This is a genomic window from Sulfuricurvum sp. (genome assembly GCF_023229695.1).
Classification (GTDB): domain Bacteria; phylum Campylobacterota; class Campylobacteria; order Campylobacterales; family Sulfurimonadaceae; genus Sulfuricurvum.
The window spans coordinates 67836-83634 of the sequence record NZ_JALNYS010000002.1 but is presented as its reverse complement, the minus strand read 5'-3'; the positions used below and the strand labels follow the sequence as shown (position 1 = coordinate 83634).

General features: G+C 48.4%; 16 protein-coding genes. 2 read left to right on the top strand and 14 right to left on the bottom strand.

The window, feature by feature from the left end:
• Positions 1 to 184: 184 nt before the first annotated feature.
• The 14 genes from M0P91_RS01805 to M0P91_RS01740 all read right to left on the bottom strand — a co-directional run bounded on the left by M0P91_RS01805 (position 185) and on the right by M0P91_RS01740 (position 13985).
• A complete protein-coding gene (locus M0P91_RS01805) occupies positions 185 to 1525 on the bottom strand; it encodes a cobyric acid synthase (protein ID WP_295063652.1) in 1341 nt (446 codons plus the stop codon).
• Complete coding sequence (gene cbiB, locus M0P91_RS01800; RefSeq protein ID WP_295063650.1) at positions 1522 to 2385, bottom strand: adenosylcobinamide-phosphate synthase CbiB; 864 nt, start codon at positions 2383 to 2385, stop codon at positions 1522 to 1524. The genes M0P91_RS01805 and cbiB overlap by 4 nt, the downstream gene beginning before the upstream one ends.
• Before the next feature lie 47 nt (positions 2386 to 2432).
• Complete coding sequence (locus tag M0P91_RS01795; protein WP_295063647.1) at positions 2433 to 3437, bottom strand: PDDEXK nuclease domain-containing protein; 1005 nt, start codon at positions 3435 to 3437, stop codon at positions 2433 to 2435.
• Positions 3438 to 4514, bottom strand: a complete 1077-nt coding sequence (locus M0P91_RS01790) for an aminotransferase class I/II-fold pyridoxal phosphate-dependent enzyme (protein WP_295063645.1) — start codon at positions 4512 to 4514, stop codon at positions 3438 to 3440. It abuts the gene before it with no gap.
• Complete coding sequence (locus tag M0P91_RS01785; protein WP_295063642.1) at positions 4511 to 5002, bottom strand: bifunctional adenosylcobinamide kinase/adenosylcobinamide-phosphate guanylyltransferase; 492 nt, start codon at positions 5000 to 5002, stop codon at positions 4511 to 4513. Before M0P91_RS01785 ends, M0P91_RS01790 begins: the two co-directional genes overlap by 4 nt.
• Positions 4999 to 6060 (bottom strand): nicotinate mononucleotide-dependent phosphoribosyltransferase CobT, encoded by a 1062-nt coding sequence (gene cobT, locus M0P91_RS01780; RefSeq protein WP_295063639.1) that lies wholly within the window; start codon positions 6058 to 6060, stop codon positions 4999 to 5001. Before cobT ends, M0P91_RS01785 begins: the two co-directional genes overlap by 4 nt.
• Positions 6057 to 6821 (bottom strand): phosphotransferase, encoded by a 765-nt coding sequence (locus tag M0P91_RS01775; RefSeq protein WP_295063636.1) that lies wholly within the window; start codon positions 6819 to 6821, stop codon positions 6057 to 6059. The genes cobT and M0P91_RS01775 overlap by 4 nt, the downstream gene beginning before the upstream one ends.
• On the bottom strand, positions 6821 to 7774 hold the full coding sequence (locus M0P91_RS01770) for an iron ABC transporter permease (protein WP_295063633.1): 954 nt from the start codon (positions 7772 to 7774) through the stop codon (positions 6821 to 6823). Before M0P91_RS01770 ends, M0P91_RS01775 begins: the two co-directional genes overlap by 1 nt.
• Positions 7761 to 8474 (bottom strand): ABC transporter ATP-binding protein, encoded by a 714-nt coding sequence (locus M0P91_RS01765; RefSeq protein ID WP_295063630.1) that lies wholly within the window; start codon positions 8472 to 8474, stop codon positions 7761 to 7763. Before M0P91_RS01765 ends, M0P91_RS01770 begins: the two co-directional genes overlap by 14 nt.
• Positions 8458 to 9279, bottom strand: a complete 822-nt coding sequence (locus M0P91_RS01760; protein WP_295063628.1) for an ABC transporter substrate-binding protein — start codon at positions 9277 to 9279, stop codon at positions 8458 to 8460. The genes M0P91_RS01765 and M0P91_RS01760 overlap by 17 nt, the downstream gene beginning before the upstream one ends.
• Positions 9276 to 11069, bottom strand: a complete 1794-nt coding sequence (locus tag M0P91_RS01755) for a TonB-dependent siderophore receptor (RefSeq protein WP_295063626.1) — start codon at positions 11067 to 11069, stop codon at positions 9276 to 9278. Before M0P91_RS01755 ends, M0P91_RS01760 begins: the two co-directional genes overlap by 4 nt.
• A gap of 13 nt (positions 11070 to 11082) precedes the next feature.
• The gene (locus tag M0P91_RS01750) at positions 11083 to 11445 is read right to left on the bottom strand and encodes a hypothetical protein (RefSeq protein ID WP_295063625.1); all 363 of its coding nucleotides are present in this window, start codon (positions 11443 to 11445) and stop codon (positions 11083 to 11085) included.
• Between the two features lie 58 nt (positions 11446 to 11503).
• Positions 11504 to 12307: a hypothetical protein gene (locus M0P91_RS01745; protein WP_295063623.1), complete on the bottom strand. Its 804-nt coding sequence runs from the start codon at positions 12305 to 12307 to the stop codon at positions 11504 to 11506.
• Between the two features lie 106 nt (positions 12308 to 12413).
• On the bottom strand, positions 12414 to 13985 hold the full coding sequence (locus tag M0P91_RS01740) for a methyl-accepting chemotaxis protein (RefSeq protein ID WP_295063621.1): 1572 nt from the start codon (positions 13983 to 13985) through the stop codon (positions 12414 to 12416).
• 126 nt (positions 13986 to 14111) lie between these two features.
• On the opposite strand from M0P91_RS01740, the gene M0P91_RS01735 reads away from it, so the two are divergent.
• Positions 14112 to 15410 (top strand): NFACT family protein, encoded by a 1299-nt coding sequence (locus tag M0P91_RS01735; RefSeq protein ID WP_295063618.1) that lies wholly within the window; start codon positions 14112 to 14114, stop codon positions 15408 to 15410.
• Between the two features lie 20 nt (positions 15411 to 15430).
• Positions 15431 to 15736, top strand: a complete 306-nt coding sequence (locus M0P91_RS01730) for a hypothetical protein (protein WP_295063616.1) — start codon at positions 15431 to 15433, stop codon at positions 15734 to 15736.
• Positions 15737 to 15799: the final 63 nt, after the last annotated feature.

The window sequence follows — 15799 nt, the reverse complement described above, 5'->3', positions numbered from 1 at the left end:
TCGTCAGTTTTGCTATCGGAATAATCCGGCTCACAGCAAGCAGATCATGATAACGGACAAAATATACCGATATTTATGTTAAAAATAATATAAAAAACCAGCCATAGTTCGTAATAATTTGGTAATATTCTATGAATAGCTATTTTTTGTGTATTGTTGTTATAATATTGTGATAAAAAAAAGGTTATTCCAAAGCGTTGAGGATCCTCTCCCTATCGATCTCGCCTCGCATCGTCGTAATAAAGTTATCGAGGGTCGTTTTCTTATACGCTTCAAATTTTTCATCCTCGAAAAGTCCGTGGACAAACGTCCCTTTGATATGATCCTTATGATACGAGAGGGGATATTTCATACTCACTCCGTGATGGATTTCAAAACCGTTTATCGTGCGGCCGAAGAGGAGATATTCCCCTTTTTTGAGCACTTTTTCTTTTTTGAATACGATCACATCATCGATAAATCCGAGCGCGTCTTCGTGACTCGGTTCTGAGGTTTCGACACTCCCCTCGTCGATGATGGTTTCAAACATCATCTGATACCCGCCGCATATCCCCAGCATCTCTTTGTGTCGCTCTTTAAGTGCGTCGAATAACCCCGTTTTTTTGAGCCACCGTAGATCCTCGATCACCCGCTTGCTCCCGGGGAGGATGATGAGATCATAGTTCTCCAGCGCCACATTGGAGGTGATGAACTCGACAAAGACGGTCTCGTCGGCGATGAGGGGTTCGAAATCGTTGTAGTTGCTCATCGTCGGATAGTTGATGATCCCGATTTTTTGTGCGGGGTGAGGTTTGTTCTGGACGAAATTTTTGAGGCTCTGGGAATCTTCGAATCCGAGGTTGAGGCTAAGATAGGGAAGAACACCGAGAACGGGGATACCGAAACGCTCTTCGATGATCTTCACCCCCTCATCAAAAAGGGTTCGATCTCCGCGAAATTTGTTGACAATGACCCCGATCACATTGGCCCGCAGAGATTCGGGGAGGAGATTATAGACCCCCCAGATCGAGGCGAACACCCCCCCTTTTTCGATGTCGGCGACGAGGATGATCTTGGTATTGTACTTTTCGGCGATATAGATATTCGAGAGGTCTTTGTCCATCAGATTCAGCTCGACGGGACTCCCCGCCCCCTCGCAGACGAGACACTCATACCGTTCGCTCAAATATTCGAAGCACTCGTTTACGGCGGGTTTGAGGGTGTCGAGATCGCGGTAGTAGTCGCGAACCTCTTTATCGGTTACCACTTCCCCTTTGACGATGAGTGAGGCGCTATTTCCGTGCCCCGATTTGAGGAGGATCGGATTGAGGTGGTAGCTCGTCGGAAGTCCCAGCACTTCCGCTTGAAAATACTGAGCGATAGCGATTTCGGACCCGTCATCACAGACGCGGGAGTTATTGGAGACGTTTTGGGCTTTGAACACCCCGACGTTGATCCCCCTCTCTTGCAGAAGCCGCCCGATGACAAAGGTCAGAGTCGATTTCCCCGCATCGCTGGAGGTACCGAAAATGGAGATGGATTTCATGAAATGGCTCCTAATGCCAGAATGGTGATGAGAACGGTATCGATTCGGGGTCGGAGGGAGAGGGCGCGGCGAACATCGTCTGCACTGATCGCTTCGCGCCCCTCACCAAAAAAGGGTTTGGCTTTGAGAACTCCGAAATAGGAGGTTGGACCTCCCAGCGACACATCCAGCGACAATGCCATTGCCGCAATTGGGTATCCCGCGTTGGGACTCTCGTGCAATGCCCCGTAACGCCAAGTCTGTCTGAGCTTTCCGAGTTTGCCGAAAAGGGTCAGTATGATCATCGCCGTGATGCGGGAGGGGATATAGTTGGCGATATCGTCCAGCCGTGCGGCTGCTTTGCCGAATTTTTCGTATTTTTCGCTCCGATACCCCACCATCGAATCGAGGGTATTGACCGCTTTGTAGCAAAACAGCCCGACCAAACCGAAAACTAACAGATAAAACAGAGGGGCGATCACTCCGTCGCTCAGATTTTCAGCATAGGTCTCGATGGCGGCTTTGTTGATCTCGCTCTCACTGAGGTTTTCGGTGTCGCGGCTTACCAAATATCGGATACTTGAGGGGTCGTTTAATACCCCTTGCACACTCGTGTAGAGCATTTTCCCCGCGATCCCGCTCGAGGCTATGATCCCCAAAATCCACGGATTGTCGATCAGCAAGATCGGAGTGACGAGTGCTAACACGGTGGCTAACAACCAAAACACGAGCCAAAATCCACGCAGGATGCTGTCGCGGTAAAACCGCTTTTCAAAAGCAGTGATAAAATCCCCCATCAATACGACCGGATGGCGGATGAATGTGAACTCACCGAAGAGTCGGTCGGTGAGGTAGGCGATGAGGGCGATGTCAAAGAACATAATTGATCATCTTTTTAATTTCGATACGTTCACGGTGAGATGGAGAATTACTCACCCTCATCTTCCTCTAACAGTTTTTGGAGTTCTTCTTTATTGGGCAATACGGTCAGATATTTACTCGCATAAATTTGATTGTTGTCTTTTGGCAATGTCATTTCTACGAGAGCTTCACTCTTGTCTTTACACAAAATAATGCCTATTGTCAGATTTTCATCTTCTGTTTTCTCAAATCGGTCGAAATAATTGACATACATCATCATTTGACCGATGTCTTGATGTTTCAGCTCACCGATTTTCAAATCGATAACGACGAACGATTTTAACAACCGATTATAAAAAACTAAATCAACAGCAAAATGCTTTTCATCTATCGTGATTCTTTTTTGTCTTGCTACAAAGGTGAACCCTTTGCCCAGTTCCAATAAAAAGTGCTCCAGCTTATCGATCAGTCGAGTTTCTAGGTCGCTTTCGCTATACGATGAGTGCATTGGTAAACCGACAAATTCTAAAACATACGGATCTTTTATCATATCGTTTACCGATTCGATCACATAACCTTGTGTGGATAGCTCTTTGACTTTTGATTTATCCAAGCTGAGTTTCAGCCTCTCATAAAGTCCGCTGTCAAACTGCCGTTTCATCTCCCGCAATGTCCAACTGTTTTGAATAGCCTCTATCTCATAAAAATCTCTTTCCTCTTGATGATCGATACGCGTCAAAAAAAGGTAATGCGACCAACTGAGTTTGAATTTCGGAGACACTGTCTCGGATTTTTGAAATGCAAGATAAAATCGTCTCATATTTTCCAGATTATCAACCGAAAACCCTTTTCCGAATTCTCTGCCAAGCTCGTCCGAGAGAGTTTTTAAAATAGCTTTTCCGTACGCAGCTCGCAACGCACCATGTTGCTCTTCTTCAATAATCCGTTTTCCGATCTCCCAGTATGTTTGCGTCATCGTAGTGTTAATCGTACTGTAGATGTGTGATCTGGCGTGATGAAGCAGCGCTTTAATCTCGTCGTAAAAGTGATTTGATTTTTCGATATTTCTCATTTATTCCCCTCCACAATCTTCACGAGCACTTTTTTTGTCTGTTTTGCTTATTGTACCCTCTCTCATCTCAGAAGTAATATTTGTGATCGCTATTTCAAACCGTTTCAATTCCGAAACACTTTTCACCGCAATCCGCACATATCGCTCATCCAAAAAGTCAAAGTTAGAACAATCGCGCACCATGATACGATGCGGAATAAGCTTCTCCTGAAACTCTTTTGCATTCATATGAGCGAGACGGACAAGGAAAAAATTTGCATCGCTCTCAAACACCTCCTCAAACAGAGCGGAAAGATCGAGGAGAGTTTTCAGATACCTTTTCGCTTCGTCATTGAGCGCATGTGAACGTGCACGAAACGGCTCATCAGCCAAAGCCGTGATGAGAAAATGGCTATCAAGTGCCGAGATTTTCCATAGCGGCTCTTTTTCTCTGAGGGTGCGGATATTCTCACGCGAAGAGAGGACGATCCCGACCCTCACCCCCGCACATCCGTAAAATTTCGTCTGCGATTTTAAAACATAGAGTTTGTCGTAAGTTTGGAGGTAGCGGGTTGCCGATTCGCCCCCGCAAAACTCCAAAAACGACTCGTCGATGAGGATCGTGCAGTTTTTGACAATCCACATCTGTATCAGCGTCTCTATTTCGTAGTAGTGTCCGTCGGGGGTGGAGGGGTTGACGAAGATGACAAGGGAGTTCTCCTCGACCTCCGTATCCATAGCCTCAAAGCGGTTGATGAGACACACTTTTTTACCGTGAAGGTGTGAGGCTTTTTTGTATTCCAGATAGGCGGGGGAGTAAATCGTGCAGGTGAGGTTATCGAAAAATCGGAGCAATGTAAAAATCGCCGAAGAGCCGCCGTTGAAAAGCTCTACCTCTTCCGACGTGACACCGTAGTGCTCAGCTAACGTCTCCGTTAGCCTCTCATAGCTCGGATAGGCGTTGAGGGTCACACTGCTGAAATCGACATTCGGGGTGATGAAGTTGATGTTAGAGGAGAGATCAATCACCTCTTCAAGAGCGCAGCCGCAGTGCGCGGCAAAGCTGTTCACATCCCCGCCGTGTCCGTAGGTCGTCATTTAAGCCGCTTCTCCAATCCCAGTTTCACTTCGTAAACCTCATCACAAAACCTAGCCAATGTTTGACCGATAATACCGCTGAGATCGACGTATCGGCGGCTGATGGGATCATTAGGGATCACTCCACTGCCGACGTCGTTCAGGACAAACACGATGTTAGCTTCTATTCGTCCCAGCGCTTCGATCTCGCTGGTCAACTCCTCTTCGCTCTCATCGAGTCGGTTGAGTATCCACATCGAGATGCAGTCGACGAGGTAGGTTTGGTGCGGTTCGATCACACTTGCTAAATCGCGGCTCTCTTCGAGTGTGATAAAGTTTTCGCCTCGCGTTAAGCGGTGTTTATCGATCCGCTCTCCCATTTCGCTGTCACCGAAGTTATGGTCGTAGGTGGCGAGATAAATGGGTTTATCGGTCGCAACAGCGAGGGCCTTTGCCTCTGCGAGAGAGCTTTTCCCCGATTTTTGTCCGCCGAAGTAAAGTATTTTCATCTTAAAAAGCTCTCCACTTTGCGGGTGATCTGCTCTTTCGTGATACCGTTTAAGAGGGCATAGACCAGCGCACCCCCCGCGCCGACCCCCTCTTTCGCCTCCCCTTCGTCATAGAGTTTGAGGGCGGGATGAGCGGTGAGGGAGAAATCGAAATCGGCGTAATAGGCGTTGATACTAAAATCATTCATCTCCAACAGCCCTTTGATATCGCTGTGTGCATCTTCGGCGACCCATTTGGTCGTGCAAAGGGCGATTTTGGAGCTATCTAACTCCCCCTCCATCATTTGAAGGATACGGTTGACGACGAGGAGGACACACGCCATCTGCGTCCCCCCCGCCAAAACGATCGGGATGTCGCGGTTTTGGAGACCGAGGAGTAATCCGGCGTTGAAGATGAGCATATTATCCCCAACTTTGGCGAGGATTTCAAAAAGATCATCACTCTCATTCACATGGGAGAGGGCTTGATCAATAACACGTTGTTTGATCCCCTCGGGGGCATTTTTAAAACTGCTGCTGAATTTATCCCGTGCATCGTATCCCAATGCCAACGCCGTGGCAAGTGCCGTCGTCGTCCCTGCGGGAACCGATTCGGCTAAGATGATGTAGTCGCTTTGGAGTACGAGGTTTTGGGCAAACGCCACCCCTTTTTCAAACACCTCTGCGGCGGGGATAGAAGCCCCCTGCTCAATCGAACCGCTGGGTGCAATGCTGAACGTATGCACTTTAAAATGCTCCAGTTTCGGGGTGATCTCTAACCCGAGATTCAGAAGTTCAATTTCTCGAAACGGATGGAGCAGATGGACGGCGCGGGTGAGGAGGGCGGGGGTGGGAACCCCTTTGGGAGTTTCGGCGATGGTGCCGAGGCTCCGCACCTCTCCGATGCTAATAAACTCCGCATCGAGCGTCGGGGTGAGGTGTAGCATCCCGGGAATCCCCGCTTGGGTGATCCCCGGGGTATTTGCTGTTGCCGTGTTGCTCATACACAGGAGAAAACTGGCCCGTTTTCCCCGCAAACTCTCAATAAAATCTTTGTTTCCGGTAATCGTTTGTATCATACTAATTTCTCCAATAGTTCTTGATAGTTCCCGCCGTTAAGGTAGCGGTTGACGCTGTAAAACAGCGTTGCATACTCACGGTAAGGGCGAAATTCGTCCAATGTGAGCGTTGCGCCGTAGCTCTCCAGCAGCGCCTCCGTTTTTTCATCACTGTCGCACCACGAGAGAGCCGCGACGGCGAGATCGAAGAGAAAATCGCCGTTGCACGCCTGAGAAAAATCGATAACGCACGAGAGGCTTCCCCCCTCAAACAGGGCGTTATCCAAAAAAAGATCCCCGTGAATGATTCCGTCGTTGCGGAGGGTGAGATCGATTTTTTTGAACAGCGTATCGAAAATTTCAACATTTGTCTCACGAATCATCCCCTCCATCCGCGCCCTCTCAAACAGTTTTTCATTGGTACTTTGGAGCGTGGATGTTTTTGCATGAAACGCTTTTAAAAACGCACCGATTTGTTTTACGTCATCTACAGTGGCATTTTTGAGGCTCTCCCCGCAGCAACGGCGATAAATCAGGGCAGGTTTCGTATGAATGGTCAAAATATTTCCGACACTTGTGGCGATAGGGAGTGTTTTACACAGTGTAAGCAATCGTAGTTCTTCTTCGACGCTTTTCACACTGCTTTGCTCAAAGAGCTTTACGACCCACTTCTCGTCGATGAGATAGACGCTGTCCGTTACCCCATCTTGTGTGGGATGGATAGTTTTGGCGTCCAAAAATGGGGGTAAATCGTCTAGAAAAAGGGTTGTTTTAACTCCCATCATTTTCCTTTATTGCGCTGTACAATCAGATAGATAAAGAACGGCCCGCCTAAAAAGGAGGTAACGACGCCGATGGGGATGTCTGAAGCGGCTCCGAGATTGCGGGCGACGAGATCACACGCCACCAAAAAAATCCCGCCGTAAAAAAAGGTCGGGAGGATCAGAGTATCGCTGCTGCGACGGTAGAGGAGTTTGATGATATGGGGGACGATCAGCCCCACAAACCCGATAGGCCCCACGACGCTGACGCATACCGCTACGGCCAAAGAGGTGAGGAGTAAGAGGCTCATAATAAGCCGTGAGACGTGGACCCCTTTTAAAAACGCAAAATCAAGCGACGTCAACAGAAGCCTCAGCGGTTTGCGCTGTAAATGGATCGAAGCCAAAAACAGAAGCGATGCGATGAGTATCGGATAGACGGTCTCGAATCCGATAATATTCAGACTCCCCATCGTAAAGCGGACAATCGAATAGCTCTGTTCAAAATCGCTCAGGTAATAAAGAACCATAAGGGCGGCCGAATAGAAAAAAGACAACGCGATTCCCACGAGCAACAGCGAACCGGTCTGCGCCGATTTGAGGGAACGTGAGAGTAAAAAGAGGACGGCTACCGTCAATAACGCCCCGAAAAAGCTGAGTAGGTATTGCCAAAAGAGAATACCGCCAAAAAAAACAATCGCCAGTGCACTCCCCAATGTCGCACCGCTGGCAACGCCGAGGGTGAAGGGGGTGGTGAGGGGATTGCGAAAGACACTCTGAAAGACAAGCCCCGCGAGAGCGAGGATCGCACCGCTGCAAAAGGCGATAATCACTCTAGGAAAGCGGATCTCCCAAAAAAGCATCGACGAAGCGGATGCGGGGTTGAAAATCTCTTGGATATTCACAGCGATCTCTCCCAAAAATGGGGCAATGATAAGAACCGCTAGGGATAGAATAAGACTAACGTACTTCATCGTAATTCACCACAAAGTTTCCGCCGATATTTTGAACCGCGTTGCCGAAACAGCCCTCAAGATGGGAGGGATCGAAAAAATCACCGCACCCTCCGAAGAACCGGACACTCCCCTCTTCCAGATAGAGAACGTCATATCCGAGTTTGTAGGCCAAATTCAGATCATGGGTAATGATGATCGTGTTTTGAAAATAGGAGCCGTTTTTGAGGAGACGGTAGATTTTTACTTTTTTAGCCTGATCGAGATTGGCAGTCGGCTCATCGAGAATCGTGTATCGGGCACGGTGGAGGATCGCTCCGGCGATCAGGAGCAGGGAGGACTCCCCGCTGCTGAGGTTTTGGCAGGGGGAGTGTTTGAGATGCTCTATCTCCAACGCTTCGAGAATTTCCTCCCTTTTTCGAGGATCGGCAGACTCGAATTGATTGAGCTCTAAATAATCACTTACGCTCAGGTACTCATCGTAAATATCGAGGGTCGTGGGGACATAGTTGATCACCCGTGAACGGAGGTGGGGTGCGATTTCACCCATATTTTTCCCTTCCAGAAAAATATTTTGGGAGGGGAGGAGATGGCAAAGTGCTCTGGCCAACGTCGTTTTGCCGCTGCCGTTGTTGCCCAGAATTGTCAGATTCTCCCCCTCTCTCAGGGTGAAACGGATATTTTTTAAGATTTGAGCGGTGAGATTAGCGACGTGCAGCATCGATCATGTACCCCCTCATATCCTCTAAAAAAAGACCCAGACGGGGACTCGGATTACTGGAGTAGGGCTGATCTTCGACATAAATCTTCCCTTCTTTAGCCGCATTGATCGGGAGGTGGCGCCACGGAGCGATCAACGCCTCTTTGGTTAATCCCTGCTCCTTAGTATTCGGGGCGAGGAGGATAATCATGTCGGGGTTGAGGGCAATAATGTTTTCGAGATTGAGAACCGGTTGCCCCTTTCGGCGGCTTTGGAGGGCATTGGTGTTGCCGCTCTCTTTGATGAGGTCATCAAAATAGAGATTCTGCCCCGAGACATAGATGCTTTTAGAGAGATCGGTATTGTGTCCGAACACCATCAAAATTTTTTGGTTGCGGACAATCCCCCTCAGTGCGCGGAGTTTTTGATCGAGTTCGCTCACGATGGCGTGGGCTTTTCCCTCTTTGCGGACGATGCGGCCGATGGTGAGAATCGACCGGCGGATCGAGGGGTAGGTATCGATCCGGATCACCGCCGTGCGGATCCCCAGTCGGGTCAGTTTTTCGGCTAACGCGGCGTTATTTTCCTGCAAGATCACCGTCGTGGGGTTAAGCGAGAGGATTTTCTCCAGCGATGGGGAGAAATAACCCCCCACTTTGGGTTTGTTTTTGGCTTCGGGGGGATAGTTGCAGTACTCGGTATTGGCCACTACCTGATCCCCTGCCCCGAGGGCATAGAGGGTTTCATTGATGGAGGGGCTGAGGGCGATGATCCGCTCCTGTGCATAGACTGAGAGTGCCAGAATCAACCATAGAACTATTTTCAAAAGGAGACCTTCAACCCTGCATACCACGCACGCGAAGAGGTCGCATATCCGTGGACGCTCTGATAATATTTGTCGGTAATATTATCGATTTTGGTGTAAAGGCTCACCGTTTTTGAAAGATCATAATTGACGACGGCATTGGTAAGCGTGTAACGCCCCGTTTGTCTGGTTTGTTCTTTGTCATCATATCGGGAACCGACGTATTCTCCAAACACTCCGACATGAAGTTTTTCGATGCCGTAATAATCGATTCCGAATTTGAAGTTCTCGTTTGCCCGTCGTGCCAAGTCAAAGCCGTCTTTGTCTTTTGCGCTGAGCCGTGTATAGTTCAGGGAGAGGAGCGTTTTGGAAAGGAACTCTTTTTTATACTCGGCTTCAAATCCTTTGAACGTCGAGGTCCCCCGGATGTTATTGTATTTATAGGTGCTCATGTCAAAGTCGATCATATCCTCGATCGTATTGTAAAAATAGGTGAGCACCACCCCTTTGTACCCGACCGACGCGTCAAAGCTTTTGGTGCTTTCGGGTGTTATCGTCGTGCTGCCGTAGGGGCCGTAGAGATTGTAAACGGTCGGGATATTATACGCGGTTCCGTAATTGGAGGAGAGATAAAACCCGTTATCCAAAAAGTGTTTTACCCCGATCTTCCCGGTTGTTTTGTCATGAAAGGCGTCGTAGTTGTCCTGTCGCACCGATTCGGTGAGAGTGGTACGGCCGTTAAAGGTGTTGCTGTTGGTCATAAACAGGGCAGTATTGGTGTATTTTTTGTCGAAATCATTGCGATGTTCAAAGCTTTTCGTATCCGCGCCGATTAGAACGAAATCGTTTTTACTCCGATAAGGGATACGCGAAGAGAGGCCGTATTCGGTTACGACTCCGTCAAATGCTTTCGTATAAAGATCTTGCGGATAATCTCTTTCGAAAGAGGAGTGTTTTGCGTAGAGATTGATCTCGTTGAAGCTGTCAATGTGGTTGACGTTGAGAGAAGAGAAACTCTCTTCCACGATGCTGTTATAGATGCCGTTTGGGTTGTTATACGGGTCGCTTTCGGTTGTCGCATGGATAGCCGTATGCTTGAGGTCGATTTTATTCATTGAATCGAATTTATACCCTGCGCTGAGCGAGGTCGTTGTATTTCTGTATCCGTCATCCTCGAGGGTCGTGATATCAACCCCTTTGGGCGCCTGGGCGCTAAAGCCGTCGGTATCCACGGTCGTTGAGGCGGCTTTGACGTAATAGGTGTCGGTAGCATAGGATGCGGTTGCCCCGTATTTTTGGGTATTAAACGTGCCGTATTCGCCGGTAATGGCTCCGTGAAGTCCGTTTTGCGCGCTTTTGGTGAGGATATTGATAACGCCGGCACTGGCATCGGCACCCCAGACGCCGCTTTGAGCTCCCTTGATTATTTCGATCCGCTCAATATCGGTTACCATTAAATGCTCATACGGAGCACCGTTCAAACCGGTAGGATCGTTGTAGCGGATACCGTCGATCAGTACCAAAACCCGTTTGGAATCAAATCCCCGGACAAACACAGAGGTTGATTTTCCAACTCCTCCATTGCTGATGGTGCTGATTCCCGAAACAAGATTCAGCGCTTCAGCAACGGTTGCAATATGCTTTTCTTCCAGTTCTTCTGCCGTAATAACGGTGGCGTTGGCGGTAATGGTGCTTAATGATTGCTCTGTTTTAGAGGCGCTGACCATGATGGGATCGAGTGTGATATCATGTGCGCACAGCGGGCTCATCAGCAGGGATGCACCGATGAGGGAGAGAGTGTATTTGTCCATAAAAATCCTTGATTTATTTTTTAAAATGGTTGAGGCCATGAGAGGCATTTTGATGGACGGGCGGGGAGAGGGTTGAATAGGTATGAATCGGCGAGACGGTAAGTTTTTTAGCAGAGGTGTGATTGCGCAGACACAGGTGGCTGAGACGTGCAAAGCGGCAGTTACAGAGTCCCCCTTGGGAAGGGAGCGGTTGGATCGGGGTTAGGAGATCGGGCGGCGGATCGTCGATCGCATCGGCTTCTTCGGCAATCTGGAGACGGTTTTCACGGTGAAGACGGATACGCTGGGCATTCTGGCTCAGACGATGGGCGGAGGCATAGGCCTGAATCGCACTAAGGGTGAAATAGTTTTTGCCAAAACCGCGTGGTGAGCGCATCCGTCCGCCTCCTTTGAAAAGTGGGGCGCATTATAGCAGGAATTTTGGGGACGGCGGATCAGATCGGATTGATTTTGGTCGTTTTGTAGAGATCCAGCATAGTTTTAAACTCGGTGAGCTCTTTAAGGTTCAGAACGCTTTTGGAACTGTATTTTTGCTCTTTTCCGATCACCATGGTTGCCGTTACATCTCTGCCGTTTCCGAACATTTTTTTGGTCGTGTAGAGGGTCAGCTCAAAATCATCGGGTGTTTTAAAACTCAATTTGAAATCTTTATTCTCAACGGTACCGCTTGCAAGAGAGAGGATTTTAGAGAGGGCTTTCTGAAGCTTTTCGACCTTATTTTCATCCATATAGATTTCATTCTCTACGAGAATTTTGAAGTCTTTGCTGATTTCAAGTTTGTCCTCGGCGATAAAATGGAGTTTCACCCCGGTTTTTTCTCCGAGATCGTTTTTGAGATTCACTTTATAGAGATAAATCGTTTGCAGATCGGTTCCCAGTTTTCCCAGCGTCGCCGATGTTTCCACCGTCAAGAGATTGGTGGCGTCGTTTAAAAAGGAGAGCTCCCCCCTCTCTTTTTGGACGATTTCAACCGGTTCTATGAGACGGACGCGGATCGGATCGTCATTTTCCAATGATACGGCTTGGACCCCGACTGCCGGAAAATTGGCAACGGTAACGCTCAACGGCTCTTTATTGGCAACAGCGACATTGAGAGGCTCTTTATTGCTCAGCACAACTTCCTGAATAGCGGGGCGCTCTATCGCCTGTGGCTGCGTCGAAGCCGTTTCAACCGTCCCCTCCTCGCCCTGCAGAACGGCTGCCGTCATGCAGACGAAGAGTAAAATTTGAAATCTCATGGTGCTCCTTTTTAGGTAATTGACCTTATGCACCTTGTCTAAACACGTGCGAAAAGGTTGGTAATCTCCCGTATCCGAAAGATACGGGAAGCTTTTTAGCGAGGGGTTACGATTTAAATTGGGCCAATTGGTTGTTGAGACTGTCTGCGGCGGCATAGAGTTCGGTAGCGATCTGGGAGATTTGTTTGATGTCGTTTTGGTTGTTTTGAGAGAGTTCCGACATTTCGGAAACTTTGGTGATGATCTCTTTTATTTTGCGGGCCATCGCTTCGGACTCTTCGGCATTTTGCTGACTGGCGCTGACATTGGCCCGCAACGCACTGGAGGCTGAATCGATTTTCAGATCGATCTCCTGACTCCGTTCGGCAAGCCGCTCAATGTTGCTCCCGTTCGCACTCATCATATCGGATGAATCGGAGATCGACTGGATCACTACGGAGATGATGGAGTTGATTTCGGTCAAACTTTTTTGGGTCCGTTCCGCCAGTTTGCGTACTTCGTCGGCGACGACGGCAAATCCTCGCCCGTGCTCACCCGCCCGCGCCGCTTCGATGGCGGCATTGAGGGCAAGGAGGTTTGTCTGATCCGCAATGTCGGAGATAATGCTGAGCACGCCGTTAACGCTGGCCGCTTCACTGGAGAGCTGGGCAAACCGTTCGGCCAGATCGTTGCTCATTTGCGTCGTATCGTAAATTTCACGGGTAATGATGTTGGCGATTTGGCGGACACTGGCGAGCTCTTTCTCGGTTGAATGGCTGTTTTCCAGAGAGGCTTTGGCCATAGAAACACTCGATTCGAGCGTTTGTCCGATCTCTGCGGCGGTAGTATTGGTCGTACGGGCGATCATATTGGTTTTTTCCGATTGGGTGGAGAGGCTGGTCGCGGCAGTTCTCAGGGATGCGGTGGAATAGACCGCCGATGAGGTGATTTTTTTGGTATCGTTGATGGTCGTTTGAATCTTATCGATGAAGCTGTTAAGGTAGCGGCTGGCGATCCCGATTTCATCATTTTGATTCATGATCGGAAGCCGTTTGGTCAGATCGCCGTTCCCGTGTGCCAAATCCGAAGAGACCTGATCGAGCTCCTCGATCGGTTTGAGGATACTGTTGCCGGTAATGTAATTGATGGTCACCAGCATTGCGGTCAGAATCGTCCCCAGCAGAAGGAACCATTTGATAAAGCCCGCTTTGAGCTCATCAAAATAGTCGGCTTTGTTGATCCCCGGGATGACCCACATATCCCATGCGGGAATATAGCGATAGGCGGAAATTTTATCCTGTCCGGTTGTGGCCGATACGTATTCGTAAATCCCTCCCGCTTTGTCGTGGCGGATATGGTCAATGTAATCGTGTCCCGCCTTGTTTTGCCCCTCGTCTTTGGGATGAATGGTCATAACCCCCTCGGCGTTAATAAAATAGACATAACCGCTTTTACCGATTTTGATGCTCTTGATCTCCTTTTTAAACCCTTCGTCCTGATACCCCATCGGTTCTATTTTGGCAATGTAATTTACATTTTTTTCAAGTGCGTCGGCTACCGTATTGAGATCACTGGTCATAATGGTTTTGATCGAGCTCATGGCGATGAAGTATGCTACAATGACACTAATCAAGATAGCCCCTACCGCAGCGATAAAATTAGAGATAAATTTTGATTTGATGGTGTTTAACAGTTGCATCGGGTGGGCCTTATGATAAAAATGTGATAAGTACGCCACTATTGTAGGCCTCTTTTCATAAAGCTCTTCTGAAAGTAAGGATATAGCAACGTGAGATTGTCACACTTAGAGCAAATTGTACATTATATGCAGCCGTTTAATCAAATCAATGCCGCCTATCGCCTCAGTGATACCTGCATACGAATCGTATTCGATCACAATCGGAGTATGAATTTCGAAATGCGTCGCGCGGATGCAACCATCTATCTCGATGATTCGGCTTCGCGGGGGAAAATGTATCAGGCCCCTTTTGACGTTTTACTGGCCAAGCGTCTGAATCGTTCGACGATTCAATCGATCACGCTCCATAACCGTGACAAAATTATCCGGATTTTGACAACAACCAGCGGCGCGTATAAGAGCGAATCGACGATGATACAGTTTGAATTTACCGGTAAACACACCAATGTGATTCTTTTGGATAAAGAGGAATATGTGTTGGAAGCGTTACGTCATATCGACGGTGAATTCTCGACCCGAAGCGTCCGCGTCGGTCAGCTTCTGATCGATCCGCCGCCGCCGCCGTATACTCCGAAGCCGTATCCGATTGAGGATGTGGAATCGTTTTTGAGGGAAGAGTACCGTCGATGCGCCGGGGAGAAGCTGGGCCGGTTAAAACACGAGAAAACTCTCCTTTTGCGAAAACGTCTGGAACAGCTCCAACGTAACCGGGGATCTCTTGAAGACGAAGCCTCTTTGATGGCTGAATCCGAACGCTCCCGCCACTTCGGTCATCTGATCCTTGCAAATCTGGATCGGATCAAACCGTATGAAAGGGGAGTGGATATCGCGGATTTTGACGGTACCCTCCTCCATATCACCCTTCCGGAAGGGTGCTTGAGTGCGGCAATGACGGCGGAACATTTTTTTAAACGCTCCAAAAAACTGAAACAAAAAGGGGTGGGGGTCTACAAAGAGCGCCACAATCTTGATGAGAAGATCCGCTATATTGAATTGTTTATCCAAACGGTGCAGGAAGCGGCGACACCCGAAGATATCGCCCTCCTTTTCCCCCAAAAAACAGCAGGGGCAAAAAATAAGGGTTCCGATCTGATCGCCGAATTCTGGATCGAAGGGGTCAAAGTATCGTTGGGAAAAAGCGAAAAAGGGAACATTGAACTTTTGCGCAACGCCAAATCGCGTGACATCTGGATGCATTTGAAAGACCGCCCTTCGGCCCATCTCATTATTACGACCGATAAACAGCAGCTCCCCCAAAAATTAATCGAGGCAGCGGCAAAACTGTGCGTCGATTTTTCGGTATTTGAAAAAGGGCGCTATTTGGTCGATTATACTCCCCGAAGAGAAGTTAAAATTGTAGAAGGGGCAAATGTCCTGTATACGAATTACAAAACCATGAGTGTTGAAAAAACGGGTCTTTCATAAAGTCAGAGAAAGGATTTGTCATGGCAGAGATCGGACCGATCGGCAGCGTCATTTATGCAAATCAGCAGATGGCAGGTGTCGCAAGTGAAAAAAGTGCTCTATTAAACCGGTTTGAGTTACAAGCGTTGGCAGCGGCTGCGCTCTCGCAGGAAAAAGAGCGGGAAGTGGTTACCATTCGTCCGATGGAAGAGAGCCATTCGGTTGATCCGGATCGTGAACATGCAAAGGAAGGATCCGAACAGGAGCAGCGAAGGCCTTCCCACCATGAGGAGAAACCGCCGGTTAAAAAAGTAAAATCGTTTCATCTTCTGGACATAAAAGTGTAATCTTTCTGTTCAAAAGGGAAAGCGGTGATTTAAACTTATGCTATAATCGCGTTACTTTAAAAC